The organism is Alcaligenes faecalis (assembly GCF_005311025.1).
Classification (GTDB): domain Bacteria; phylum Pseudomonadota; class Gammaproteobacteria; order Burkholderiales; family Burkholderiaceae_B; genus Alcaligenes; species Alcaligenes phenolicus.
In genome coordinates, this window is record NZ_CP031747.1 from 3,105,806 (window position 1) to 3,130,740 (window position 24,935).

Genomic DNA, 24,935 nt, shown 5'->3' on the forward strand with positions numbered 1-24,935 from the left:
AGTGTCAGTGTTACTAGACAAGGGTCTGAAGAAGGCCCGGCCCATTCGCAACTACGCAAGGCAAACCTTCTATGTTGCACCGCAACAATTCAACTTTAAGCGCTATCCAAAACAAAGTCAACGTAATTTGTTGCGCTGCAACAAAACCGTCATGGACTTGTAATCAAGACTGGAAAAACAACACTAAAACACAGACTTAACGCTGTTTGTCGTATCCCAGCGTTTCGGAAATTTTAGCGGCGGTATTCAGCAAAACGGGAATCCAGTCGTCGTGCAAACGCTCGGCCGGAGCAGATAAAGACAGACCGGCCAAAAGCTTGCCGGTGTCGTCATACACACCAGCCGCAATACAGCGCACACCCATCTCCAGCTCCTCGTTATCGCGGGCATAGCCCAGACGACGAACTTGCGCCAATTCGCGCTCCAGCAATTCCAGTTGAGTAATGCTGTTACGAGTCGCACCGGCCAGGCCAGTACGCATGACGTAGGCCCGCACCTGACGCGGTTCCCAGGAAGCCAGAAACAGCTTGCCGGTCGAGGTCAAATGCAAAGGTGCATGGCCACCAATGGCGCGCACCACCTGCATACCCGAGCTCTCGCTCCAGGAACGTTCCACATAGACAATTTCATCGCCCTGCTGCAAGGACAGATTCACCGTTTGTCCGGTGTACTTGTGCAGCTCGCGCATGGGGGCCAGGGAAGCCGCACGCACATTCAGACGGCCTTTAACCAGGGAGCCCAGCTCCAGCAAACGCATGCCCAGTCGGTATAAACCGCTGTCCACGCGCTCCACATAACGTCCCACCACCAGATCGTTCAGGATACGGTGAGTGGTTGAGGTATGCAGGCCAGTTGCAGCCGCCAGATTCTTCAATGCCACTGGCTCAGATTGCTTGGCCAGTTCGTCCAATAGAATCATGGCGCGTTCCAGAACCTGGATCGACATCTGACCACCATTGTTTGACGACGCGCCTGAGGGCGTAAAGGAATTTGTTGTCATTATTAGGAGAATTATGATGCAACGCAACAAATTCCATAATATGAAATGGTCGCGCGCTTGGCAAGCGCTATTTTAGCGCAGGGCTCAAGCTCCCGCCCAAGTCCAGCACCTGCTGGCGCAAATAGGCCAAGGCCTCTGCCGCCGGTTCCGGCTCCCCTTTAACGCCCAGATCAATATGTGGCTGTCCGCCCGCTTCCCCCACGCTGGGCAGGCTAAACGCTTTCACACCTGGCCAATTCAGCTCTACATGCTCCATGGCCGGCGTAATACGCGACTCTGGCAAGTTAAAGGCCAGGAAAGAGTGTTCGACTCGATGAGCCAGATGGTGCAGTTCCCGATAGCGAGTATCCAGCGTCCACTCCATCATGGGCCAGGCCATCACAGGAAAACCCGGCATGAAGGTGTGATTGCGAATGAAAAAACCGGGAATCTTGTTGTAGACATTGGGCACAATTTCAGCACCCACCGGAAACACCCCCATCTGCAAGCGCTGCTGGTTCTCGGGCAAGGACATATCCGCACTACCCACGCCATTACGCTCATTTTCAGCACAGCGCTCAGCAATCAAGGCTGCGGCCTCGGGATGCAGCTTCAGCTCCACACCCAAAGCCTTGGCCGCCGCCTGGCGGGTCTGATCATCTGGTGTCGCACCAATCCCACCACAGCAAAACACAATATCCGGCGTCGCAAAACTGCGCTCCAGGGTGGCGGCAATCGTATCCAGATCATCAGGGATAATCTGGGCGCCCCCCAGTTGCAAGCCCCTGGCCCCCAGCAGCTCGATCAGTTTTGAAAAGTGTTTATCGTAGCGACGTCCCGACAGGATTTCGTCGCCAATAATAATCAGACGAATAATGGCTTGATCCTTAGTTGTCATGGTCAATAAGCGTAGTAGAAGCCGCTGCTGCCTCGTGCTGGCGCAGGCGACGAAGATTTTCCAAAGAGAAGTGGGCAAATACCAGAGCCGAGAACACAGGCAAGACCAGCCAGGCCGGTGGAATCAGATTCAAGAGGGCAAAGATCAGACCGATCAACCAGTACTGGCTATTCAGACGGGACCACAGATATTTGCGCTCTTGCACATTCGCGTGCTCAACCAGGGAATCCACCCGCAACATGCGCGTCAGGGCAAAAACCCACCACAGCACGGGCAAAATCAGCGCAAAAGGAGGAAAAATCCATAACGGCAAGGTGACCAGCCAACCCACTACAAACAAGGTTCCCACCCACACCGCGTTCCAGACGCTGTAGACCGTGGCATTGTGGCCTTGCTTGATCAGATCGGGATAGTCTTTCTGCTGCAAATGGCCCAGGACCAAAGGCATGACCAGCACAGCGGCAATAATCAGGCCCAACACACCGGCCAGAGGCAACAAGATGCCTAAAGCCAACAAGGGCGCCAGATACACTTTCAGCGAGAACAGGCCCAAGCCCACCAACCACTGATCCACGGATTCAAAGGCATTCCAGCCCCCCAGCAGCTCCAGCAACCAGGTCTGAATGGGGGTCCACAATAGCCAGCTCAGTAAAATCAGGCCCACAAACATGATCAGGAAAGGCATGACCAGGGCCACCAGCATGCGTGGCTGAAATTGCGACACCAAAGAACGCTTGAAGGCGATGGAGATGCTGGCCCAACCGCCAGCAGGGCCCGATCGCGATGGGGCAGACGAAGATACGGACATACTGCTCCTGCTAAGCAAAATCGATTACCCGAGTATCATAGACACAGTCGCTTCTTTTTGTCTGTATGAAATTATGGCCTTGTTCAACGCCCAACACGATCTGACCGCCCTGGCGGCCCACCTGCAAGCCGAACCCGATGCTTTGTTGATTGCCTGTTTCTGCGCCGAATGGTGCAAAACCTGTCAGCAGTATCAACCCGCTTTTGAGGCTTTGGCCACACAGTTTCCCCAGGCTTGCCTGATCTGGATTGATATTGAAGAGCAGCCCGAGCTAGTGGGCGATGAAGATATTGAAGATTTCCCCACGCTGCTGATCCAGAACGAAAATGGGACCGTTTTCTACGGTCCCATGCTGCCTCATATCGAACATCTGGAGCGTCTGGTGCACAGCATCTCCGAACGCAGCCCGGTCGTTGATGCCGGGCCTGGGGATTTGCGCGCCTTAGTAGCGGCCGCCGCCTAACAGCACACCCACCGAACGCTTGCGCGTTGTATTGGAAGGAGTCGTCACCGCTGGCTTGGGCGCAGCAGCGGTCGATGGCTCGTAAGGCTTGAGGAAAAATTCATCCACGGGTGGCGTGTTCGACTGATACGAACGACGCTCGCCACGCTCGTGACGGTTGGAACCGGAACGGGACGAGGAGGCAGCCGCTGGCAGATCCAGCTTCAGACGTGGCACAGCCGTGCCAATCAGCTTCTCAATTTCTTGCAGCAAATGCTCTTCATCAGGAGCCATCAGGGCAATGGCTTCACCCGAGGCGCCAGCACGACCAGTACGGCCAATACGGTGCACATAATCTTCAGCGTTGTACGGCAAGTCCACGTTGATCACGCAGGGCATACCGGCCACGTCCAGACCGCGGGCGGCCACATCGGTTGCCACCAATACATCCACACTGCCGCTCTTGAAGGCGTCCAATACCTTCATGCGCTCCAGCTGGCTTTTATTGCCGTGGATGGATTCCGCCTTGATGCCTTCACGCTCCAGATAGCGGGCCAGTTGACCAGCACCAATCTTGGTATTGGAAAAGACGATAGTCTGGGTCAGCTTCTTGGTCTTGATCAGATGCGCCACGGCACGACGCTTCTCGTCCGCCGACATGGGGTACACCACCTGGGTGACTGTCGATGCGGTCGCGTTACGGGCAGCCACTTCGATCTCGACCGGATCATTCAGAAAGTTGCGGGCCAGCTTGCGGATTTCCTTGCTGAACGTCGCCGAGAACAACAGGCCCTGACGATTCTTCGGCAGCAAGGAAACAATACGGTCCAGATCGGGCAGGAAGCCCATATCCAGCATGCGATCAGCTTCATCCAGCACCAGAATGCTGACCTGACTCAAGTTGATCGTGCGCTGATCAATGTGATCAAGCAGACGACCTGGGGTGGCGATGACAATTTCAACACCACGGCGCAGGGCTTCTTTTTGCGGACCAATATCCACACCACCGAACACTACCGTCGAGCGCAAGGGGACCGATTTGCTGTAGAGCGCAATGCTCTCGGCCACCTGGTCGGCCAGCTCGCGTGTTGGTGTCAACACCAAAGCCCGCACCGGGTGGCGGGCGGGCGAAGCGCTGGTCGTGGCGTGCGCCATCAGACGATTCAGGATAGGCAAGGAAAAGGCTGCCGTCTTACCTGTACCCGTCTGGGCTGCCCCCATGACATCACGGCCGGCCAGCACCACGGGAATCGCCTCGGCCTGAATAGGCGTAGGCTTGGAATATCCCGCCTCGGTAACGGCGCTTAATATTCCAGGGTGCAGACCGAAATCAGCAAACGTAAGGTCATTGGGGGTCGAAGGAGTTTTATCTGTCATGTACGCAAAAAGTCGGCTTGCCACCAGTGGCAAGCATTTGTAACAATCCTATTTTAACTTATGCCCGCCTGCCTCACAGCAGTCACGGGCATGTCAGTACTCGGGTCAGGATTTTATGGCATCACGGCACGTATCAGCCAGAACGCCACCATCCCGGCCACGATTACCCAAACAGCGTTACGGGTACGGATGAACACCAGCACAGCCACCAGGCTGGCCAGAGCTTTAATATCCAATCGGGGGGTGTCGCCGTAAGCCCAAGGCAAAAGTTCCGGGATAATGATTGCTGCCAGAGCAGCTACCGGAGCAAAGCGCAAGGCGCGCCGCATACGTTCGGTCAGGGGCAGCAAATCACCAAACATGAAATAGCCGGAGCGGGTGAGCAAGCTGCACAACACCAACAGGGCGATTGCACCCAAAACGTACCAATCATACTGCCAATCGCTCATCACCGTGCATCCCTATGCCGTTGCAGTTGTTCTGCCGCCACGCCAGCCAGCACTCCGCCAAGCACCGCTGCCACCAGCCCCAAACGCAGGGGCAGCGCCTGTCCGACCCATGCAATCACGCTGGCCGTAATCAAACAGGCCCACATGGCACGGTTGTTGACCAAGGGAATGAGGAGCGCCAGCAGGGCCAGAATGGCCGCAAACTCCAGCGACCAGGAAGGCGGCACATAGGCACTGAGCACAATGCCCGACAAGGAGGCAATCTGCCAGCTTAGCCAACCAGGCAGGATGATTCCCAGGTAATACCAAAGATGCTCGCGAGAGCCACGCTCTTTGGAGTCGCCATACTTGGACATGAACAGCACAAACACCATATCACTGGTGATATAGCCCAGGCCCAGGCGTTTCTTCCAGCTCAGATGACGAAAAAAAGGCTGCAAGGCCGCTCCAAAAATAATGAAGCGAATATTGACGATGAACCCGGCAGTGAAAATCAACCACAAGGGCGCGTGGGACTCGATCAGCGGCAAGGCCGTCAGCTGGGCCGAGCCCGCATACACAAACAAGGTCATCAAGGTGGCTTCAAACCCGCTCAAGCCGGACTTGACCATGGCCACGCCCGTTACAAAGCCCCAGACCACAGTGGCAATCAAGGCGGGAATGAAGTCGATGAAACCGGCGCGCATGTGTACACGATCCTGTGCACTAGGCAACAAGGCCGATAATCTTGTGATGGCTGACACGCCGTCTCCTGAGATGTGCTGCCCGCAAGCTGTAAACAGCGGCGACAGCTTTGCTTATGATTTTTCTTATTCTAGAAGCAAAACCGAGGCACGAACATCTTGCTCTGTTGATAAGGTCAAGAAAAAACAGGCCGGGTCTTGCTACAATCGCTAGTCTACGCACGTAAAGTTCGGCACCGCCGTTGCGTGCACGGTATTCTTACCTCTCTCATTGTTATCAGGAACCTTATGAGCGCCGCTATCGAACCTAAAAAAGCAGATCACGAACTGATTATGGTCGGAGCCGACGATCTGCCCGTGCACTGCCCCCGTCCAGGTGGCACACTGTGGAACATGCACCCCCGCGTGTATATCGATATCAGCAAGACCGGCGAAGCCGCTTGCCCTTACTGTGGTGCCCGCTACCGCCTGAAAGAAGGCGAGAAGGTTCACGGTCATTAATTTCTGAATCTGGCTTCGTTGGACCCCACTGCTCCCCCCTCTGGCAATGCGATAGAGCCGGGCCCTGTGCCCGGAGCTGACGTGCAACCCTGGCGTCATGCCGATACGGTTGCCCGTCTGGATTCAAGCGCCTGTCCCCTGCCCGCCTGGTTGCCTGGCGGACACATACAGACCATTCACGGGGCATTTTTTGCCCGCCATCACCATATCGCTTTTGTTCGTCAAAGAATTGATACACCCGATGGCGACTTCCTGGACCTGGACTGGACCGGGCCTGGTCTGTTTGCCGACAAGCTGGCCAACGGTGCCACCGCCCAACCCGACGCCCACTTATCCCGCACCGCCGCCCGTCGCTGGATGCAGCCTCAGGATTGGGTCAGCCTGCCCAGCACGGCCGATACCCATGCCCTGGTTCTGTTTCATGGGCTGGAAGGCAGCAGCCGCAGCCATTACATCCAGGCAATCGCCCAGTACTTCCGCGCCCGTGGCTGGATTGTGGTGGTCGCCCATTTCCGGGGCTGCTCAGGCTTCCCGAATCGCATGGCACGCGCCTATTACTCGGGTGACTCGGAAGAAATCAGCTTTATCCTGAATACGGTTCGAGGCCACCTGCCCAATGTGCGCTGGCACGTAGCCGGCACCTCGCTGGGCGGCAATGCCATGCTCAAATATTTGGGGGAAGCGGGTGATGAAGTGTCCTGGTTGCAGGCATGTGCATCCATTTCGGTACCACTGGATCTGGTCGCTTGCGGCCGCTACCTGTCCGAATCCCGAATGGGCCGCTGGTTTTACTCGCCCTATTTTCTGAAAAGCATGCGCAGCAAGCTGCAGGACAAGGCTCACCGTTTTCCAGGCATGGTCGATACTGCCCGCTTGAATCAGGCCCGCACCATACGCGACTTCGACGACATTTATACCGCGCCCATGCACGGCTTCAGCCATGCGCTGGATTACTGGACGCGCGCATCCAGCAAGCCTTTGCTGCGCAATATCAAAATTCCTACGCTGGTTTTGAATGCTCGCAACGATCCTTTCGTGCCGCACACCAGTTTGCCGACCATTCAGGACTGCTCGGACTCCATCCTGCTGCATCAACCTGCCGAAGGCGGGCACGTCGGTTTCATCACGGGCAGCATCCCCGGCAATATGGGTTGGTTACCCGCAAGACTGGCCCGCTTTTTTGAAACCAATAGCTAAGATCGGCTAAAGCGGGCCTGCGGGCTCATCAGGAGCGGAAACGCTCCAGCAAGATACGCTCACTTTCCACACGTTCACGCAATTGACGAATCTGCGTATCCAGCTCGGATTGCTGATAGAAGTCCTGGGTCAAATTGCGCGCCTGCTGCAATTGCTCCACAGCGGTAGGCAGAGCCCCCACTAATTCATAGTACTCAGCCATGGTACGCCGGGCCTTTACACCGTCGCCCAAACGATCATAGGTTTGTGCCAGCAACTGATGCAGCTGGGGTTCATCAGGCCATTGCTTGATACGCTCAATCAAGAAAGCCTGCGCCTGATCGTTTTGCCCCAATTGCTGCAAGACCTGCACATAAGCCAAAGCCACCCCTTGGCTCTTGGGCCAACGCTGCCAGGCCTGCTTGGCCAAATTCAGAGCACCTTGCACATCACGATCGGCAATCGCAATGCGTATACCCAAAGTATCCAGTTCCGGGGCCTGGAACTTGCCCTGTCCCCGCGCTTCGGTCAGATGCGCACGAGCCTGTTCATAATCCTGACGGCCTTGCGCAATATAGGCCAGACCGTACTGCGCCGCAGAGCGCTCCAGATCACTTTGTGACTGGTTCGTACTTTGCAGCGCCTGTTCCAGAACACGCAAGGACTGCCCACCCCCAGCCTGCATCACCATCAACTTCGCACGGATATACCAGAACGAAGGGGTGTCCTGATAATTACTGGCTGGCAGACCGCGCACCCGGTTACTGATGTCCGATTCACGCTGCTGAGACATGGGGTGAGTGCTGGCGTACTCATTGGCTGTCGCGCGCTCATTCAGACGCGAAGCCGCGGCCAGACGCTGAAACATCTGCACCATACCTTGTGGCTCATAACCAGCCTTGAGCAGCATCTCGAAACCGACGCGGTCAGCTTCTTGCTCGGCCTGACGAGAAAAACCCAGCTGCCTATCCACGGCCGCTGCTTGTCCGAAAGCAGCCGCCCCCATAGCCAGATCACCACTGCCCGCCAGGGCCCCCAACAAGGCTCCGGCCAGAGCAGCAATCAGCAAATGGTTGCTTTGCGCACTTTGGGTAATACCGCGAGCCACGTGACGTTGCGCTACGTGGGCAATTTCGTGAGCCAGCACCGAGGCCAATTCGGACTCGGACTGTGAAGCCGTGAACAGCCCGCTATGAATACCGATATAGCCACCGGGCAAGGCGAAGGCGTTGATGCTGCTATCACGCAGGGCAAATACCGTCACTGGCTGCGCCATGGCAGGACCGTACTGGGCCAGCTTGCGGCCCATATCCGTCAAATACTGATTGATATCCGGGTCCGAGACATAGTCGGGTGAACGCCTGCCCTGCTCCATGATGGCATTGCCCAAAGTCCGCTCCAAAGCCGGAGACAACTCGGCACCCGAAGCTGCTCCCATTGAAGGGATGCCCACAGGCTGCGCCTGCACAGGCAACACTGAACCGAAAGCCAGCGACAAAGCCAGACATAGAGAAAGCGCGGAACGGGCGGGTTTAAACTGCATGGATACTCCCGACAAAATCAATTGGCCCTGACCATCATAGCGCTTGTCCGCTTGCGAGATTCTGGCAAACGGTGACGCGCTGACAGGCGCATCAAGGTGCCCAAGGCATACAAAAGGCCAAACACTTCAACCAGACCGGCCAGCACCCACATAATCAGGCCACCCATGACCTGATCAGCCAGCGCATCCATACCCGGAATGGCACGACCGCATAAATCGAAAATCGGATAAAGGTCGTATTCAGTAAATGTGATGATGGCGCCCACAATCATCTGCGGCACCATCGTAATAACCGGCGAAAGTATACGCCCACCCACCGACAGCCGGGCCGGTGGTGAAGGCCGACGATCCAGAATCAGGTTCCAGTACATGATCCCGCTGATGACCACAGACCAGTTCATCAAACGGTACAAACGCCAGTCCAGCATGGAATAGAACTGCACCGTAGGCAGCATCCAGATCAGGACCAGGAAAACAAACAGAAAGGCGACCAGTATCGGGTTGGTCAGGACAGCCTGAACACGTCGGCCACTGGGTCGGCGCAACCATTGAGCCAAAGCCCGCCGCCAGCTCAACGGCAGCCCCGCACGCAAGGTTTGACCGGGATAGGCACCCATCAGGAACAAGGGGCCCAGATGATGCAAGATCAAATGCTGGGCCCGATGGATGAAGAACATGCGCTCGGCGTAATAGTCCAGGCGCGTGTGCAAGGAAAGGTAGAGGAGAATCAGGCCAATCCAGAAGAAGGACTGGCGCAAAAGATTGGGGCGGTGTACTTGCCGCCCCCGGACGTACAAAGCGATGACCAGCAAGAAGGTCAAAAGCAGAACAGGAGAAAACTCCCAAGGTGTCAGCCAGTCGAGCAAGGACATAGCAGCGCCATCCGCAACAAATCCAGTTGCGGTTTAGTTTATAGCAATACGCTCCCGCCCTGCCCACTTCACATTCAGCACACCGGGATAATCCCGAATCAGTCGGGCACGCTGCATCAGTTCTGCACGCAGTTCAGGCGGGCAAGTCAAGGTCACGCACGCGGTATCGTGCGTATCGGAATGGTCTACCTGCACATTGGCCACGCGGATACCTGCGGTATTCAGGTCCGAGTAAATACGACGCCGGATCTGGGCCAGATCGCCACGAGGGCAGACAACCGTCAAACGGGAGACGGACAAAGGGGCACGAGCACGCAGGGCAGAAGCCTGGATGCCGGCACGGCGCAAAAAGAGATCAAAAATACGCATACATTCCCCCTATTGCACATAAAAGTTGCAACACATCAGGATTCGGAAAGCCAAAGGCTTTCTAGAGAATGAAATGGCGGGGAATTTAAGGCAGCAGAACAGCCGCCTGAGATACCACGCCCTGAAACTTCCAGGACGCGGCAAGCTGTGAAGGAATCAGCGGGCCTGAACGCGCCTGGACATAGATAGGTCGAACATAGATCGACTAGCACTGTCGCCGGGGTCGGGATTCACCACACAGCTCCTATAAAACCAAAGAACCCGTATTGTAACGTGCGCAAGGCAGCGCCACAAGGGCAGCCCTGTGAAAAACCTTTACTTTACAAGGCACTTGATGTGTTTAATACACAGACAAATCCAGCCAGCCCATGTAGCGATAAAAGGCCATGATGATATGTACCAGCCAGAACAGGCTGATGTTGGCAAAGGCAACCGTAGACACCACTGCCGTCAACACACTGGGCCAGCCATGCTGATTATGCTGATCGCTTTGCGGGTTGTAGAGGGCGTCAAACTTTTCGGGGCTACGCAGCGCCAGAATCACGGCCTCGATAATCCCGGCACTGACAGGCAAGATCAGCAAATTGGGAAATAACGAATCCAGCCCCTGCTGAAACACCAGCGTTCCCAGAATGGCCAGGCCAGTAAACACCAAAGGGACATACCAAAAGCGTCTGCCCAGATAGCGATGGTGCGCACCCACCATACCTAATAAAAGAGACAGCCACGCGGCGGTGACTTTATGGCGAAAAGGTTTGGTCTGTTCAAATGACAAAGTCTGCTGAGACATGCAGGGCATCCAATCCGGGCTTGTGCTGCCAGCCATTGCGCACAGCTGTCATTTGCTTAAAGCCAATTTGACAGCCACCTTCCCGTACAATACCTGAATTACTTCCTTGCCGTCATGAGGTCCCCCATGAATGCCACCGACTACGACATCGCCATTTGTGGCGCCGGTCCCGTAGGCGCATCTTTGGCGCTAATGCTGGCTGCCCAGCACCCAAGCCCGTCACGCATTGCCGTTCTGGGGAAAAACTTCGATCTGGCCAGCACCGAACATGCTCAGGGCGATCCACGCACGCTGGCCCTCAATCACGGCAGCCATCGTCTGATTCTGAATCAGCTCAAAGCCTGGCCCGAGCGTGCCGCCCTGATGCGCACCGTGCATGTTTCCCAAAAAGGACGCCTGGGTCGCTGTCTGATTCAGGCCGACGAACTGGGCGTACCTGACCTGGGCGCCGTCGTTCATTACGATGATTTGCTCTGGACCTTACACGCCCGGCTCCGGGACAGCGGCGTTACGCTACTGCCCGCTCAGCAAGCCCGCACCCACTCCGCCCCCAAACAGATTCTGGTCGACCACGATGCGGGTCAGGCCACAGCCTTGATTGCCGTACAGTGTGATGGCGTCCGCCCTACCGGCGTGCGACGCGATTATGGTCAACATGCCTTGTTGACGACGGTGCGCGCCAGTCAGCCTCAAACCGGCTGGGCCTACGAGCGCTTCACCGAGCACGGCCCCTTTGCAGCTCTGCCCCACCCAGATGCTCCCGATCTGTACGCTATCGTCTGGTGCAATAGCCCGGATCGCAGCCAATCCTTGGCCGAGCTGCCTGTCCAAGAGTTCCAGGCCGCCATGCTGCAAGCCTTTGGAGAGCGCCTGGGGCATCTGGAGCTGGTCTCCAAGCGTCACATCTTCCCGCTTGCCTTTCATGCTGGTCCCAGCCGCTTGTCCGAACGCCTGCTGGCAGTAGGCAATGCCGCCCAGACCTTGCACCCGGTTGCCGGTCAGGGTCTGAACCTGGGCTTGCGTGATGTCGCACAATTGTCACAGTGTCTGGCCGCCTGGCAAGCTGATTGCAGCCAGAACCCCGATCCCTTTTTGGCTCGTTACGCTCGTCTGCGCCGCCCGGATCGCTGGTTGACCGCCGCCATCACCGATACCTTGCCGCGTCTGTTCGCCACCAAGAATCCATTGATCCAGCATGCATGTGGTCTGGGACTGTTGGCCATGGACACCCTGCCCTTCGCCCGGCAGCCATTTGCCCGGCAGCTGCTGCAAGGAATGCGCGCCTAGGCCCACCTGCGTTACAGGCCCCGATGCGGGGCCACCCCTTATTCTTCTTGTAAGTCCTTGCCCACGAACCCGTGTCGCAGGGTTAAAATCTTCCCCATGCGTATCGGCCCCTGGACCCTTCCTAACCCTATTTTCATCGCCCCCATGGCTGGAGTCACAGACAGACCTTACCGTCGTCTGTGCAAGACGCTGGGCGCCGGTTATGCCGTCTCGGAAATGGCCGCCAGCAACAAGCGCTTGTGGGACAGCGTGAAAACGTCACGACGTCTGAATCACGAGGGTGAAGCGGATCCGGTGGCTGTACAGATTGCCGGTTCCGACCCTGAAATGATGGCCGAAGCCGCTGTGTTCAATATCAGCAAAGGCGCTCGCATCATTGATATCAATATGGGTTGCCCGGCCAAAAAAGTCTGTAACGTGGCCTCGGGTTCCGCCCTCTTGCGTGACGAGCCACGCATCATTGAAATCCTTGAACACGTTGTCAAGGCATGTACTCCCTACCAGGTTCCGGTTACACTCAAGACCCGCACCGGCTGGGATGCGCAATCGCGCAATGCTGTTCGTATTGCCCGCTTGGCCGAGGATATCGGCATCGCCGCTTTGACTCTGCATGGCCGCACCCGCTGCGACTTCTACCAGGGCCACGCCGAATACGACACCATACGCGAAGTCAAAAACAGCCTCTCTATTCCGGTCATCGCCAATGGGGATATCGATAGTCCCGAAAAGGCAAAATTCGTACTAGAGTACACCGGAGCGGATGCCGTCATGATCGGTCGAGCCGCGCAAGGACGACCCTGGATTTTCCGGGAAATCCTGCATTACCTCGAACATGGCGAACATCGTGCAGCCCCCACCTTCGGCGAACTGCGCGATTGCATGATCGAACACCTGCAAGACCATTACGCTTTCTATGGGCAGCACACTGGAGTACGTACTGCCCGCAAGCATATAGGCTGGTATTTGTCGGATATGCCGGACTCCCGACACTGGCTGGACCAGATTAATCGTATCGAAAACTGTGCAGATCAATTAGAAGCCATTACTCACTGGTTTCAAGAATGCGACCTGGACCAGCCCTACCTGCAATAACAGACAGCTGTGTGGCTCTTTTGTATTTAAGTACTACGTATACCTTCAGAAAAAAATGTCAACGACCAACCCACTAGAACAGTCCGTACGTGAACGCCTCGAACGCTACTTCGCCGATCTAGGCGAATCCGAGCCACGCGATCTGTTGTCGATGGTCATCTCCTGCGTGGAACGGCCTGTCCTGCAAGTTGCCCTGGAGAAATCCGCGGGCAACCAATCCAAGGCCGCAGAAATGCTGGGCATCACGCGTAGTACTTTGCGCAAGAAGCTCAGTGCCCACAATCTGCAACCCTGATTCCTAACTCTCACGTCTCACCTTCCATGAAAATCCAGACAGCTCTTCTCTCTGTCTCCGACAAAACCGGTATTGTCGAATTTGCCCAAGCACTCGCCCAACGCGGAGTGCGGCTTTTATCCACTGGTGGCACCGCCAAGCTGCTGGCCCAAGCTGGCCTGACAGTTACCGAAGTGGCCCAACACACCGGTTCGCCAGAAATTCTGGATGGCCGTGTCAAAACACTGCATCCAAAAATTCACGGTGGCCTGCTGGCGCGTCGCGACAGCGCCGAACATTTGAAGACTCTGGAAGAGCACGGCATTGACCGTATCGATCTGCTGGTCGTCAACCTCTACCCTTTCCGTGAAACCATTGCCAAGCCGGGTTGCACCTTTGCCGATGCGGTAGAGAACATTGATATTGGTGGCCCCGCCATGTTGCGCGCTGCTGCCAAGAACCACGGTACGCCTGAAGGCGGCGCCTGTGTGGTAATTGACCCTGTCGATTACGAACGCGTGCTGGCTGATATGGATAGCCCTGCTGGCCACCCTTCTTACGGCCTGCGCCTGGAACTGGCCGCCAAGGTTTACGCCCACACCGCCGCTTACGACGGTGCTATTGCGGCTTACCTCACCAGCCTGGCTCAGGCCGAGCCTGCCCAGGACAGCGCCCCCGAAGTGAACACCTGGCCCAATGTGCTGACCATTCAGCTCAAACAGGAACAGACTCTGCGCTACGGCGAGAATCCGCACCAAAGCGCGGCTTTCTACACAGACGGCACCATTGGCGAAGGTCTGCTGGGTCGCTACAAGCAGCTGCAGGGCAAGGAACTGTCCTACAACAATATTGCTGACGCCGATGCCGCGTGGGAATGTGTACGCAGCTTTGACGCGGGCGCTTGCGTCATCGTCAAGCACGCCAATCCTTGCGGTGTAGCTCTGGGCGAAACCGCCGAGGAGTCCTATCGCAAAGCGTTCCAAACTGACCCAACGTCGGCCTTTGGCGGCATTATTGCCTTCAACCGTGAAGTGGACGAAGCCGCTGCCCAGGCGATCAGCAGCCAGTTTGTAGAAGTGCTGCTGGCACCATCCTACACGCAAGGTGCTCTGGACGTGTTTGCCGCGAAAAAGAACGTGCGCGTGCTGAGCATTCAGCCCGGTCAGGCTCACAACGCTTTCGACGTGAAACGTGTCGGCGGCGGCTGGTTGGTGCAAACGCCCGACACCTTCCGCGACAACACCGAAGCCTTCAAGGTCGTGACACAAGTACAGCCCACCGCCCAGCAAATGCAAGACATGCTGTTTGCCTGGAACGTGGCCAAGTACGTGAAATCGAACGCCATCGTGTTCTGCGGTCAAGGCATGACCCTGGGTGTAGGCGCTGGCCAGATGAGCCGTGTGGACTCTGCCCGCATCGCCTCCATCAAGGCTGAAAACGCTGGCTTGACCCTGCAGGGTTCGGCGGTTGCGTCCGACGCTTTCTTCCCCTTCCGTGATGGTCTGGATGTAGTTGCCGAAGCAGGCGCCACCTGCGTGATTCAACCCGGCGGCAGCGTGCGTGATGACGAAGTCATTGCCGCCGCCAACGAGCGTGGTATTGCCATGGTCTTGACCGGCACACGCCACTTCCGTCACTAATATGCGAATCCTGGGCATAGACCCTGGCTTGCGTCGCACTGGTTTCGGAGTGATCGACGCCCAGGGGCCCAGCTTGCGCTATGTGGCCAGCGGGACCATCGTGGTCCCGCCTGATCTGCCTCTTGCTGAGCGGCTAAAGCTGATTCTGACTCACATCACCGAGGTGATTGAGCAAAGCAAGCCCGATACCTCTGCCATCGAAAAAGTCTTTGTAAACAGCAACCCTGCCTCTACCCTTTTGCTGGGGCAGGCACGGGGCGCCGCTTTGTGTGCGTTGGCCGTAGGCGGCCTGGATGTACATGAATACACAGCGTTGCAGATCAAGAAAACCGTCACCGGCAGCGGCCACGCTGCCAAAGAACAAATCCAGCTGATGGTCCAGCGGCTCTTGCAGCTGAACGGCCTGCCCGCACCGGACTCGGCCGACGCTCTGGCCTGCGCCATCAGTCATGCTCATCACAGCAGTGTGGTGGGCGGCCTGCAAAAAAGCGGAGCCATCACCACCGGGCCGCGCCGTCGCATTCGCGCTGGCCGGATCTTGGGTTAACTCTCCAGAAGGAATGTCATGATAGGTCGCATCCGGGGTACCTTGATCGAAAAACAGCCGCCTACCATCTGTGTGGATGTGGGGGGGGTCGGTTATGAAATCGATGTACCTATGAGTACGCTCTACCAAATGCCAGAGCTGGGCGCACAGGTCAATCTGTTCACCCATCTGGCTATTCGTGAAGATGCTCACGTGCTGTTTGGCTTTTCCAGCCTGAACGAGCGCAGCACCTTCAAGGCCCTGATCAAAGTCACGGGCATTGGTGCCCGCACCGCCCTGTCCTTGCTTTCGGGCATGAGTGCTGAAGAACTGGCCGATGCTATTACCCGCCAGGAGACTTCCCGTCTAGTGAAGATTCCAGGCATAGGCAAGAAAACCGCCGAGCGTCTTTTACTGGAACTGCGTGGCAAGCTGGGTGCAGACCTGGGCAGCAGCGGTACAGTCAGCGCCGTTCCCAATAGCCGTGATGATGTGCTGCACGCATTGGAAGCATTGGGCTACTCCAACAAGGAAGCCAGTGTTGCTGTCAAAGCCTTGCCAGATGATATTGATGTGTCAGAAGGGATCAAGCAAGCGCTGAAATCGCTGTCACGCGCTTGAGACGACACTGCTATGTATAAAAAGTCGGGCCGTTCATATGAACGGCCCGGCTTTTTTCTGTTCGCGCAACCGCGCGGTGGCTGAGCTTCTTATTGATGCAATGATTTGCCGACTTACTGGTTTGCTCGTTTGCTCGTTTGCTCGTTTGCTCGTTTGCCAATCCAGTTTGACCTGCGCTTTGGAACATAGGCAAGATAAATGCCTATGTTTACGAACTACTCAATTCATCAAGCAAGCAGACGCCCCAAGGCGGATACATCCACATTCCCACCACTGATCAGTACGCCAACCTTGCGGCCTTGCAAATCACCCTGACGCATTACCGCCGCGGCACCCAAGCAACCTGTAGGCTCCACAACCATCTTCATGCGTTCTGCAAAGAAACGCATGGCCTGAACCAGCTCGGTATCAGGCACCGTCAAAATGTCCGTCACCATGCTGCGAATCAACTCAAATGTCATCGGTGCCAAAGCTTGGGTCAGCGCCCCATCAGCAATGGATGCAGGTGGCGCAATCTTGACGATCTCCCCACTACGCAAGGACTGCTGGGCATCATCCCCTGCCTGCGGCTCAACACCAAAGACTTCACAAGCCGGTGCCATAGCCTTGGCGGCCAACAAGCAGCCCGACAGCAAGCCACCGCCCCCTAATGGAACATAGAACTGCTGCAAGTCCGGCACTTCCTGAAGCAGCTCCAGTGCCGCCGTCCCCTGCCCCGCGATCACATCAGGATGCGCAAAGGGAGGAATCAAGGTCAGCCCTTCACGCTCGACCAGCTCTTGTGCAATTTGGGCACGATCTTGGGTCAAGCGATCGTACTCGATCACTTTGGCACCGTAGCCACGCGTTGCCGCCAATTTGGCAGCCGGAGCATCCGAATTCATGATGATGGTGGCCGGTATCCCCAAGAGCTTGGCCGACAGGGCCACAGCTTGCGCATGATTGCCCGAGGAAAAAGCGACGACCCCTGCTTTTTTCTGCTGCTCGTTCAACTGCGCCAGCGCATTGAACCCACCGCGAAACTTGAAAGCACCAATACGCTGAAAGTTCTCGCACTTGAAGTAGACTTCGCCATTCAGGCGCTCGTTCAAGGTTGCGGAAGTCAAGACCGGTGTGCGGTGTGCCACAGGCGCCAAGCGTTCAGCGGCGGCTACAACATCAGCAAAATCAGGTAATTCCAGGGACATGGCTAAAATCTCGATTAAAAACTCCAACCCACATTATGCGCGATGCCATGCGAAGCAGCCTAGCGCTGGCCGGACAAATCCAGCCTGGCTGCTACGGATGACCGATTTGCCCACGCATTCCATGCACACTGCCATGTGCCCTGATACTCAGGCGGTGGGTGCTTGGTGTACCATACTGTATATTCAATCAGCGTAGTCATCATGGCCATACATTCCGATTCGCTCTCCAGCCTGCCTTCTGAACAGCGCATCATTACGCCCAAACCCTTGTCACCCAACGAAGAGTCCATCGAACGCGCCTTGCGACCCAAGATGCTGGAGGACTATGTCGGGCAAGCTCGGGCGCGCGAACAGCTGGAAATCTTTATTGCGGCTGCTCGCCAACGCCAGGAAGCGCTGGACCACGTCTTGCTGTTTGGCCCTCCCGGTTTGGGGAAAACCACGCTGGCCCACATCATTGCCCATGAAATGGGCGTGAACCTGCGCCAGACTTCCGGCCCCGTGCTGGAGCGCCCCGGTGATCTGGCCGCCTTGCTGACAAACCTGGAACCTAACGACGTCCTTTTTATTGACGAGATCCATCGCCTGTCTCCCGTCGTCGAAGAAATTCTGTATCCGGCACTGGAAGACTTTCAAATTGACATCCTGATTGGCGAAGGCCCGGCAGCACGCAGCGTCAAACTGGATTTGCAGCCCTTCACCCTGGTCGGTGCCACGACTCGTGCCGGCATGTTGACCAACCCCTTGCGTGACCGTTTTGGCATTGTGTCCCGTCTGGAGTTTTATGACGTCAAAGACCTGACGCATATCGTGGCGCGCAGTGCCGGGTTACTGAATGTCAGCACGACGGATGAAGGCACCTACGAAATTGCCCGCCGCTCGCGCGGTACCCCGCGTATTGCCAACCGACTTCTGCGCCGAGTACGCGATTACGCCGAAGTCAAAACCGGCGGCATCATCCATACCGAATGCGCACAGGCTGCCCTGTCCATGCTGGAAGTGGATCCACAAGGCCTGGATTTGATGGACAGAAAATTGCTGGAGGCCATCGTGCATAAATTCGACGGTGGCCCGGTTGGGGTAGACAGCCTGGCGGCTGCCATTGGTGAAGAACGCGACACGATCGAAGATGTGATCGAACCCTATCTGATCCAGCATGGTTTTTTGCAACGCACCCCAAGAGGCCGCATTGCTACCCTGAACACCTGGCGTCACCTGGGGCTCACGCCGCCACGCAACACGCAGGGTCAGGATCTGTTCGACGCAGAATAAGCGCTTAGCCCCGGCGAGCCCAGGGGCGGAACACCAACAGCAAGGTAATCGCAATCGACACGGCGGCAGCCAGCAGCAAGGCTGTCAGCCAGTGTAAATGCGTGAAGGTCAACGCCAGCGTGGTGCAAAACCCTGCCAGACTGCCTGTTCCCCACAAGGCCGAACGCAACGTCGCGACCAAGCTGGCTGCACCCAAGGTTTGGTGAATGGTCACAGCGACCACGGTATAGCCAATGGGAAAAGCCATGATCAGCCCCGACAAGCTCGGCCCCAGCAAAGAGCTGCTGGTGGTCACGATAGCAACCAGAAGTCCTGCCAAGGCCCCTCTGAATATCAGCAAGCCCCAACCCGCTTTTGCTTTGCTGGTCCCTTTCATGCTGGCCAGACGACGCGACACGCGCAAACTGAACGCAGTCACAGCAATAAACAAAGCCAGCCCCAACACAGGTTGCACGGGCATGAAGGACAAGAGCAAGGCGGCCACCGCCCAACCAGCGACCGCACACAATAAGGTGCGCCAAGGCGACAAGGTGGGAGCACAAAGAATGATGAGCAGTAAAAACAGCTGAGTCGCACTAAGCGAATACACGGCATAGGTTGCCGCCTGCTGCACATAATCGGCGGGGAACTGCTGGGACAGAAAATAGAAGCCGGGGCCCAACACCATGGGCAAACCCGCCAGAGCACCACCAATCAATGGGCCAAATGCGCCCACTGACCACGACACCAGAACAACAACCAAAGCGGTGGCGGCCATGCGGACTGCCAAAGCAGACCACGCCACATCAAGAAAAGCAGTTTCCACGACGGTATCTCGCGGTGAAACCAGGTATCCAGAGCAGCCTGACTCAGCGCTAGTAAAGACGCTGGAGCCAGGCGGCTTCTGTCATCCTTAGCTCACCACACTCCAGTCCAGGGCTTGACCGGCAGCCAGAGGAATCAACGGCTCACCGGCCATCTCCACAGACCCGGGGATCGTGAACTGGCTGCGCTGCAAGGTCATTGTTCCTTCATTGACGGGCAGACCGTAGAAAGCAGGGCCATTCAAGCTGGCAAAGGCTTCCAGGCGATCCAGACGGCCAGCCTTGTCAAAAGCCGATGCGTACAGCTCCATCGCGTGCAGTGCGGTATAACAGCCCGCACAGCCACAACTTTGTTCTTTGCGGCTACGCGAGTGTGGTGCACTGTCTGTACCCAGGAAGAAACGATTGCTGTCGCTGGTGGCAGCATCAACCAGGGCCTGGCGATGCTTCTCGCGCTTCAAGACAGGCAAACAGTACCAGTGTGGCTGCAAACCGCCTTGGAACAAAGCATTACGGTTATAGAGCAAGTGATGGGCGGTGATGGTTGCGGCAACCGGGCCTTCCGCCTGGCTCACATAGGCCGCGCCCTCTGCCGTGGTCAGGTGCTCAAACACCACTTTCAGTTCGGGGAAGGCCTTGCGCATGGGGATCATCACACGCTCGATGAATACGGCTTCCCGGTCGAACAAGTCGATGCTGGGGTCTGTGACCTCTCCGTGCATCAGCAAAGGCATACCCGATTCCTGCATCTGGGCCAGCACCTTGGAACAGTTCTTCAACAAATCTGTCACGCCCGCGTCGGAGTTGGTGGTGGCACCGGCAGGATACAGCTTGACGCCATGCACAACTCCGCTTTCCTTGGCACGGACAATTTCCTCTGGCTGAGTATTGTCGGTCAGGTACAAGGTCATCAAAGGCTCAAACTTGCCAGCGTACTCAGTTTTGGCCAAAGCGGTCAGGATACGCTCGCGGTAGGCCAGAGCCTGTGCCGTTGCGGTAACGGGCGGCGTCAGGTTGGGCATGACGATAGCCCGGTCAAATTGTGCCGCGGTATGGCCCAAGACCGATTCCAACACAGCGCCATCGCGCAGGTGCAAATGCCAATCATCAGGACGACGAATGACCAGGGTATCCACAGTAGGGCTCATATCTTTACTCAATATCAAACAAAGGCCCGTGCTTTGAACCGTCAATAAAGCAACAGGTGCCACAATTGCCTTTCAGCAGGCCGAATCCATCATTATGCTACAGCTACCTGTGCTGCGCATGATTGGCACAGGAATCCCGAACCCAAATCCATAGTGCGTTGCAGCAGCCTGTAAACACTGGAAAATCTGCTTACAGACCCGCAAAGCTCTTGCTCACAAAGGACTTGGACGTATCGGGAGTATCACGGTATGCTGACAGACAAGTCGTGCCCTAGCGCATAACCCGCCCCTTCAACTCGTTTCTCAGGAGTTCCGTTCATGGCCAGCACTGAAAAAAAGCCTGCTACCCGCAAACCCAATGCAGCCTTCATGAAACCACTCACTCCTAGCCCAACACTGGCTGCGGTGATTGGCTCTGGCGCGCTGCCGCGTACTGAAGTTACGAAGAAAATCTGGGAATACATCAAGAAACACGATCTCCAGGATCCCAAGAACCGTCGCAACATCAATGCCGACGCCAAGCTGCGCCCCTTGTTCGGCAAGGACCAGGTCTCCATGTTTGAACTGACCAAGCTGGTCAGCGCTCACCTGAAATAAGCACGGGGTGCCCAGGCACCTCTGGCAATATCGGGCCGCGCCGCTGAGCTTTCAGCCGCGGCCCTTTTTTCATTTGGCGGCATCAAGTCCGCTGCTTTCTCGTCTTCATGTCGATTTCATTCTCTACCCCACCCGCTCAACCCCCACGCGCCTTGTGCTGGCTACGCCGTGATCTACGTTTGCACGATCATGCTGCCTTGCACCATGCCTTGAAAAGTGGTTTGCCTGTAGCCTGTGTGTTTGTCTTTGACAGCACCATCCTGCAATCCTTACCCGCCAATGATGTCCGACTGGCTTTTATCTACGACAGCCTGCTACAGGTTCAGGAGCAGCTGCGTCAAAATGGCAGTGATCTGATCACGGTTTATGGGGACCCTGTACAGAAAATTCCAGAATTGGCGATCAGCCTAAATGCAAAAACCGTCTATACAAACGAGGACTACGAGCCTGCGGCCATCACGCGGGATCGGGCTGTCAGCCATGCTCTATCCTCACAAGGCATGGAACTGCAGCTATTCAAGGACCAGGTGATCTTTGCGCAGGATGAAATCCTGACCCAACAGAAGCAGCCCTACACGGTTTTTACGCCCTACAAGCGCAATTGGCTGGCGCGTATCCAATCTGAACATGTGCAAGCATACGACTGCTCGCAAGGCCAATGGGCCGCGCTGCCCGAGCAAGCCTTGCCTGGCTTGGAGCAATTGGGCTTTCAAGACGAGTCTCGCGCAAAACTGCTGAACCCCGCCGGTTGGCAAGGCGCCCAAACCTTGCTGGAAGAATTCGAACCCAGAATCCACGCTTACCAGGAGCGCCGAGACTTTCCAGCCAAACGAGGGGTGTCCTATCTGGCCCCCCATCTGCGCTTTGGAACCCTCTCTATCCGCCAGGCGGTATCTTTAGCTTGGCCCAGCGACTCCGAGGGCGCAGCAACATGGCTGAGCGAATTGATCTGGCGAGAGTTCTATCAGCAGTTCCTGTGGCACCACCCTGAAACGGCCTCAGAGAGCTTCAAGCCCGCCTACAAGGATCTGCCCTTCCCTAATCGCGAAGACTGGTTCCAGGCCTGGAAAGAAGGCCAGACCGGCTACCCGATTGTGGATGCCGCCATGCGTCAATTGAACCAGTCAGGCTATATGCACAACCGGCTACGCATGATCAGCGCGTCCTTTCTGGTGAAAGACTTGCTGATAGACTGGCGTTGGGGTGAGCAATATTTTGCTCAGAAGCTGCTTGATTACGATATGGCTTCCAATGTGGGAGGCTGGCAATGGGCCGCTTCTACCGGATGTGATGCGCAGCCTTACTTTCGCATCTTTAATCCCATCACCCAATCGCGTAAATTTGATCCAGAGGGGCAATTCATACGACGCTATGTCCCTGAGCTGGCGTCCCTGGACAAGCAGGCCGTGCATGCCCCCTGGCAGGCCAAACAGCTTCCTATCGAATTCAGGCCGGGACAGGATTACCCGGCCCCCATCGTGGATCACGACACACAACGGCATCTTGCTTTGGCGCTATTCAAGCAAGCAGGAGAGCAAGAGCAAACGGATTGAAATACCTTAAGGATATTTATGTCAGACAGCTCCCGACCACCACCTCCAGCCAGTACCCCGGTATTACTGCAAAACCTGCAAACCGCTCATCCTCAAGCACAAGTGGCTATCCTTGATTTCGGTTCCGATCACGCCGAAATAAGCATGGCTCATAAAGGTGTCCCTGTTCATACCGAGCACTTCCCGGAACTTAGTGGGGTCCAGCTCTTGGCAAGCTGTTTCGCAGACTCCAGCTCGCGCGCAGCGCAGTTGGAACATGCTATCGAGGTCGTGGAAGACGCGATCATGCCAGCCAGCCTGGATCTGCGTCAGTTCATGGTGTTTGCCGCTGGGGAGTTTGCTGAAGAGCTTGGCGTCTGGCTCACAGAAGCCCAAGGCAGCGAGCAGCACACTCTTAATCGGGACATGATTGACGACCTGTTCACCCTGTATGCAGCAGCCAGCCAAGGAGCGGTCAGCCTGAAAATGATCAACGCGGGCTCTTTGGAAAATATCCATCAGCTGGTCAACAATCAAAACCTGGGTATTTATCTCTTGCTGCTGCGTGAGTGCCTGCATCATATGCATGTCGAACAGATCCACCTGCTGGCACCTTAAAGTCTTCCTCAACAGGGATAAGCAAACGCACCGACCAAGGGCCTGAACCGGGGTGCATAGCCAAGCAGATGCTGGCCAAGTCTGAGCAATCCCAAGCAAAGCAACATCAAATAAAAAAAGGTGCTCATCTGAGCACCTTTTAAATATTTCTTTCTGGGCTACGCCAGAACATTACTGAAATGGGATCACGTTAGTAGTCGTGGCCCAGAGCCTGACCACCTGCCAAAGCCAACCAGCCTTTAATCAGACGGTGGATGATCCATACCATGGCTACCAGAGCGGTTACCCAACCAATAAAGATGGTCGTTAGCAAAGCGCTCAACACCACCCACAACAGTCCCCACCAGAAAGTCTTGATGACCCAATCCAGATGGCTGGCATAAATAGTGCCCGATGCATCACCGCGTTTGACGTAAGCCAGAATCACAGCTGCTACAGCTGCAGCACCGAAGATACCTGCACTGATCATAGCCAAAGAAAACAAGCCATAGCAGATGTGCGTAATCTTGCGCAGCGACAAGCCTGGTTCAAGCTCGGGGCTAATGGGCTGATTCATTCGGTTCTCCTGAAACAAGCATTAACAATAACTATACCGAACTATTTTACCCATACTTTGAGCATTAACCGTATGACAGTGGCAGAGCTACCACCATCCAGGCAGAAGAAGCGGCGTGTGAAACGCCGCTTCTATGATCCAGTCACGTTCTATGCAGTTACCGAAGAAACAAACGCTATGCGGGCCACTCATAGAACAGGCACCGCGCATGCCGATTAGCGTCACTACCCAGGGCAATCAGCAGCATAAAAAAAAGCAGCAGCAGCAGCAGCAGCAGCAGCAGCAGCAGCAGCAGCAGCAGCAGCAGAAGAAGAAGAAGAAGAAGAAGAAGAAGAAGAAGGAGAGGTGGCCTGTCGCCACGTCTCAACAACAGACAGTCAGCACAGCAAGATTAGAACGACCGAGCATTCTGCAGGTAAGCAGCAACGCATTGTCCGTCAACCCTCTGGTGCCGGGACAGAATGCCATGACCAACCTACTAGGCTTAGGCCAATCGGCGTCGGTAAGAACACGGAATACACGCAGCCCAGAACAGGCCAGGAGGGGTGGCGGTACGCCTGAACCGGGCGGTCCAGGGTCAGGCCTTCGAGCAATCCGAGACAGGCCGGTAGCCTGCGCTTTTGTCGCCGCCTAAAACAAAACCCCCGCAAGGGATGCTTGCGGGGGTTTTGAGGAATAAGAGCTTGACGATGACCTACTTTCACAGACGTCCGTCCACTATCATCGGCGCAAAGGCGTTTCACAGTCCTGTTCGGGATGGGAAGGTGTGGGACCACCTTGCTATGGTCGTCAAGCGTAACTGGTTGCCGAGTCGTCTTTTAAGGGACGCCCCAGCCAATTGGAAGAAGCACACCGCTAGCGATCAGTACAGATCAGCTAGCAGCGGTTACGAAGG

Annotated in this window: 28 protein-coding genes and 1 rRNA gene; 14 read left to right on the forward strand and 15 right to left on the reverse strand. The window is 56.2% G+C overall.

Translation table 11 applies throughout. The features are described from left to right. Window positions 1-196 precede the first annotated feature (196 nt). The 3 genes from D0C27_RS14250 to D0C27_RS14260 form a co-directional block, all read right to left on the reverse strand. Window positions 197-946, reverse strand: a complete 750-nt coding sequence (locus tag D0C27_RS14250; RefSeq protein WP_035271925.1) for an IclR family transcriptional regulator — start codon at window positions 944-946, stop codon at window positions 197-199. Window positions 947-1,067: 121 nt separating this feature from the next. Next, entirely contained in the window at window positions 1,068-1,877 is an 810-nt protein-coding gene (locus D0C27_RS14255) for a competence/damage-inducible protein A (RefSeq protein WP_083053154.1), read from the reverse strand. Then, window positions 1,867-2,685 (reverse strand): EI24 domain-containing protein, encoded by an 819-nt coding sequence (locus D0C27_RS14260; protein WP_035271921.1) that lies wholly within the window; start codon window positions 2,683-2,685, stop codon window positions 1,867-1,869. Before D0C27_RS14260 ends, D0C27_RS14255 begins: the two co-directional genes overlap by 11 nt. 73 nt (window positions 2,686-2,758) lie before the next feature. Here D0C27_RS14260 and D0C27_RS14265 point away from each other — a divergent pair, with 73 nt between their 5' ends. Beyond that, the gene (locus D0C27_RS14265) at window positions 2,759-3,148 is read left to right on the forward strand and encodes a thioredoxin family protein (protein WP_009460093.1); all 390 of its coding nucleotides are present in this window, start codon (window positions 2,759-2,761) and stop codon (window positions 3,146-3,148) included. On the opposite strand, the gene D0C27_RS14270 is transcribed toward D0C27_RS14265, so the two are convergent. From D0C27_RS14270 to D0C27_RS14280, 3 genes are all read right to left on the reverse strand, one after another. Next, on the reverse strand, window positions 3,128-4,504 hold the full coding sequence (locus tag D0C27_RS14270) for a DEAD/DEAH box helicase (RefSeq protein ID WP_080748056.1): 1,377 nt from the start codon (window positions 4,502-4,504) through the stop codon (window positions 3,128-3,130). The genes D0C27_RS14265 and D0C27_RS14270 overlap by 21 nt on opposite strands. Window positions 4,505-4,617: 113 nt before the next feature. Beyond that, the gene (locus D0C27_RS14275; protein ID WP_009460095.1) at window positions 4,618-4,953 is read right to left on the reverse strand and encodes an AzlD domain-containing protein; all 336 of its coding nucleotides are present in this window, start codon (window positions 4,951-4,953) and stop codon (window positions 4,618-4,620) included. Continuing rightward, window positions 4,953-5,639, reverse strand: a complete 687-nt coding sequence (locus D0C27_RS14280) for an AzlC family ABC transporter permease (protein ID WP_009460096.1) — start codon at window positions 5,637-5,639, stop codon at window positions 4,953-4,955. The genes D0C27_RS14275 and D0C27_RS14280 overlap by 1 nt, the downstream gene beginning before the upstream one ends. A 285-nt stretch (window positions 5,640-5,924) precedes the next feature. Here D0C27_RS14280 and D0C27_RS14285 point away from each other — a divergent pair, with 285 nt between their 5' ends. Both D0C27_RS14285 and D0C27_RS14290 read left to right on the forward strand, forming a co-directional pair. Then, window positions 5,925-6,137 (forward strand): zinc-finger domain-containing protein, encoded by a 213-nt coding sequence (locus D0C27_RS14285; RefSeq protein ID WP_021446957.1) that lies wholly within the window; start codon window positions 5,925-5,927, stop codon window positions 6,135-6,137. A gap of 81 nt (window positions 6,138-6,218) precedes the next feature. Next, window positions 6,219-7,334, forward strand: coding sequence for a YheT family hydrolase (locus D0C27_RS14290; RefSeq protein WP_240688261.1), 1,116 nt, complete (start codon window positions 6,219-6,221; stop codon window positions 7,332-7,334). A gap of 28 nt (window positions 7,335-7,362) precedes the next feature. Here the strand turns inward: D0C27_RS14290 and D0C27_RS14295 are convergent, their stop codons facing one another. The 4 genes from D0C27_RS14295 to D0C27_RS14310 form a co-directional block, all read right to left on the reverse strand. Further along, a complete protein-coding gene (locus D0C27_RS14295; RefSeq protein WP_137431219.1) occupies window positions 7,363-8,856 on the reverse strand; it encodes a M48 family metalloprotease in 1,494 nt (497 codons plus the stop codon). Between the two features lie 17 nt (window positions 8,857-8,873). After that, window positions 8,874-9,728, reverse strand: coding sequence for a cytochrome c oxidase assembly protein (locus D0C27_RS14300; RefSeq protein WP_009460099.1), 855 nt, complete (start codon window positions 9,726-9,728; stop codon window positions 8,874-8,876). A 33-nt stretch (window positions 9,729-9,761) separates the two neighbouring features. Then, window positions 9,762-10,097: a hypothetical protein gene (locus tag D0C27_RS14305; protein ID WP_003803097.1), complete on the reverse strand. Its 336-nt coding sequence runs from the start codon at window positions 10,095-10,097 to the stop codon at window positions 9,762-9,764. A gap of 340 nt (window positions 10,098-10,437) precedes the next feature. Continuing rightward, window positions 10,438-10,887, reverse strand: a complete 450-nt coding sequence (locus D0C27_RS14310; protein ID WP_226349517.1) for a hypothetical protein — start codon at window positions 10,885-10,887, stop codon at window positions 10,438-10,440. A 126-nt stretch (window positions 10,888-11,013) separates the two neighbouring features. On the opposite strand from D0C27_RS14310, the gene D0C27_RS14315 reads away from it, so the two are divergent. The 6 genes from D0C27_RS14315 to ruvA all read left to right on the forward strand — a co-directional run bounded on the left by D0C27_RS14315 (window position 11,014) and on the right by ruvA (window position 16,327). Next, window positions 11,014-12,174: an FAD-dependent monooxygenase gene (locus tag D0C27_RS14315; protein WP_137431220.1), complete on the forward strand. Its 1,161-nt coding sequence runs from the start codon at window positions 11,014-11,016 to the stop codon at window positions 12,172-12,174. Between the two features lie 96 nt (window positions 12,175-12,270). Further along, window positions 12,271-13,266 carry a tRNA dihydrouridine synthase DusB gene (gene dusB / locus D0C27_RS14320; protein WP_021446962.1) on the forward strand — a complete coding sequence of 332 codons (996 nt, stop codon included), beginning with the start codon at window positions 12,271-12,273 and terminating at the stop codon, window positions 13,264-13,266. 55 nt (window positions 13,267-13,321) lie between these two features. Continuing rightward, on the forward strand, window positions 13,322-13,561 hold the full coding sequence (locus D0C27_RS14325) for a helix-turn-helix domain-containing protein (RefSeq protein ID WP_003803089.1): 240 nt from the start codon (window positions 13,322-13,324) through the stop codon (window positions 13,559-13,561). Between the two features lie 26 nt (window positions 13,562-13,587). Then, on the forward strand, window positions 13,588-15,180 hold the full coding sequence (gene purH, locus D0C27_RS14330; RefSeq protein WP_035271910.1) for a bifunctional phosphoribosylaminoimidazolecarboxamide formyltransferase/IMP cyclohydrolase: 1,593 nt from the start codon (window positions 13,588-13,590) through the stop codon (window positions 15,178-15,180). Window position 15,181: 1 nt separating this feature from the next. Further along, window positions 15,182-15,727 (forward strand): crossover junction endodeoxyribonuclease RuvC, encoded by a 546-nt coding sequence (gene ruvC / locus D0C27_RS14335; protein ID WP_003803085.1) that lies wholly within the window; start codon window positions 15,182-15,184, stop codon window positions 15,725-15,727. Window positions 15,728-15,745: 18 nt separating this feature from the next. Then, on the forward strand, window positions 15,746-16,327 hold the full coding sequence (gene ruvA, locus D0C27_RS14340; RefSeq protein WP_083053148.1) for a Holliday junction branch migration protein RuvA: 582 nt from the start codon (window positions 15,746-15,748) through the stop codon (window positions 16,325-16,327). Window positions 16,328-16,554: 227 nt separating this feature from the next. Here ruvA and D0C27_RS14345 read toward each other — a convergent pair whose 3' ends face one another. Continuing rightward, complete coding sequence (locus D0C27_RS14345; protein ID WP_009459790.1) at window positions 16,555-17,514, reverse strand: threo-3-hydroxy-L-aspartate ammonia-lyase; 960 nt, start codon at window positions 17,512-17,514, stop codon at window positions 16,555-16,557. A gap of 201 nt (window positions 17,515-17,715) precedes the next feature. On the opposite strand from D0C27_RS14345, the gene ruvB reads away from it, so the two are divergent. Then, complete coding sequence (gene ruvB, locus D0C27_RS14350) at window positions 17,716-18,786, forward strand: Holliday junction branch migration DNA helicase RuvB (RefSeq protein ID WP_003803078.1); 1,071 nt, start codon at window positions 17,716-17,718, stop codon at window positions 18,784-18,786. Between the two features lie 4 nt (window positions 18,787-18,790). Here the strand turns inward: ruvB and D0C27_RS14355 are convergent, their stop codons facing one another. Continuing rightward, window positions 18,791-19,591, reverse strand: a complete 801-nt coding sequence (locus D0C27_RS14355) for a hypothetical protein (RefSeq protein WP_238441749.1) — start codon at window positions 19,589-19,591, stop codon at window positions 18,791-18,793. Window positions 19,592-19,678: 87 nt separating this feature from the next. Further along, the gene (gene pyrC / locus D0C27_RS14360; protein ID WP_115634020.1) at window positions 19,679-20,737 is read right to left on the reverse strand and encodes a dihydroorotase; all 1,059 of its coding nucleotides are present in this window, start codon (window positions 20,735-20,737) and stop codon (window positions 19,679-19,681) included. A 318-nt stretch (window positions 20,738-21,055) separates the two neighbouring features. Here pyrC and D0C27_RS14365 point away from each other — a divergent pair, with 318 nt between their 5' ends. The 3 genes from D0C27_RS14365 (at window position 21,056) to D0C27_RS14375 (ending at window position 23,484) form a co-directional block, all read left to right on the forward strand. Next, a complete protein-coding gene (locus D0C27_RS14365; protein WP_009459783.1) occupies window positions 21,056-21,334 on the forward strand; it encodes an SWIB/MDM2 domain-containing protein in 279 nt (92 codons plus the stop codon). A 107-nt stretch (window positions 21,335-21,441) separates the two neighbouring features. Beyond that, on the forward strand, window positions 21,442-22,887 hold the full coding sequence (locus D0C27_RS14370) for a cryptochrome/photolyase family protein (RefSeq protein ID WP_060186988.1): 1,446 nt from the start codon (window positions 21,442-21,444) through the stop codon (window positions 22,885-22,887). Window positions 22,888-22,905: 18 nt separating this feature from the next. Then, on the forward strand, window positions 22,906-23,484 hold the full coding sequence (locus D0C27_RS14375) for a hypothetical protein (RefSeq protein ID WP_060186989.1): 579 nt from the start codon (window positions 22,906-22,908) through the stop codon (window positions 23,482-23,484). A 190-nt stretch (window positions 23,485-23,674) separates the two neighbouring features. Here the strand turns inward: D0C27_RS14375 and D0C27_RS14380 are convergent, their stop codons facing one another. Continuing rightward, window positions 23,675-24,040 (reverse strand): DUF4870 family protein, encoded by a 366-nt coding sequence (locus tag D0C27_RS14380; protein ID WP_009459779.1) that lies wholly within the window; start codon window positions 24,038-24,040, stop codon window positions 23,675-23,677. Window positions 24,041-24,248: 208 nt separating this feature from the next. On the opposite strand from D0C27_RS14380, the gene D0C27_RS14385 reads away from it, so the two are divergent. After that, window positions 24,249-24,674, forward strand: a complete 426-nt coding sequence (locus tag D0C27_RS14385) for a hypothetical protein (protein ID WP_137431221.1) — start codon at window positions 24,249-24,251, stop codon at window positions 24,672-24,674. 47 nt (window positions 24,675-24,721) lie between these two features. Here D0C27_RS14385 and rrf read toward each other — a convergent pair. Then, window positions 24,722-24,834: ribosomal RNA gene (rrf, locus tag D0C27_RS14390) — 5S ribosomal RNA — on the reverse strand. Window positions 24,835-24,935: the final 101 nt, after the last annotated feature.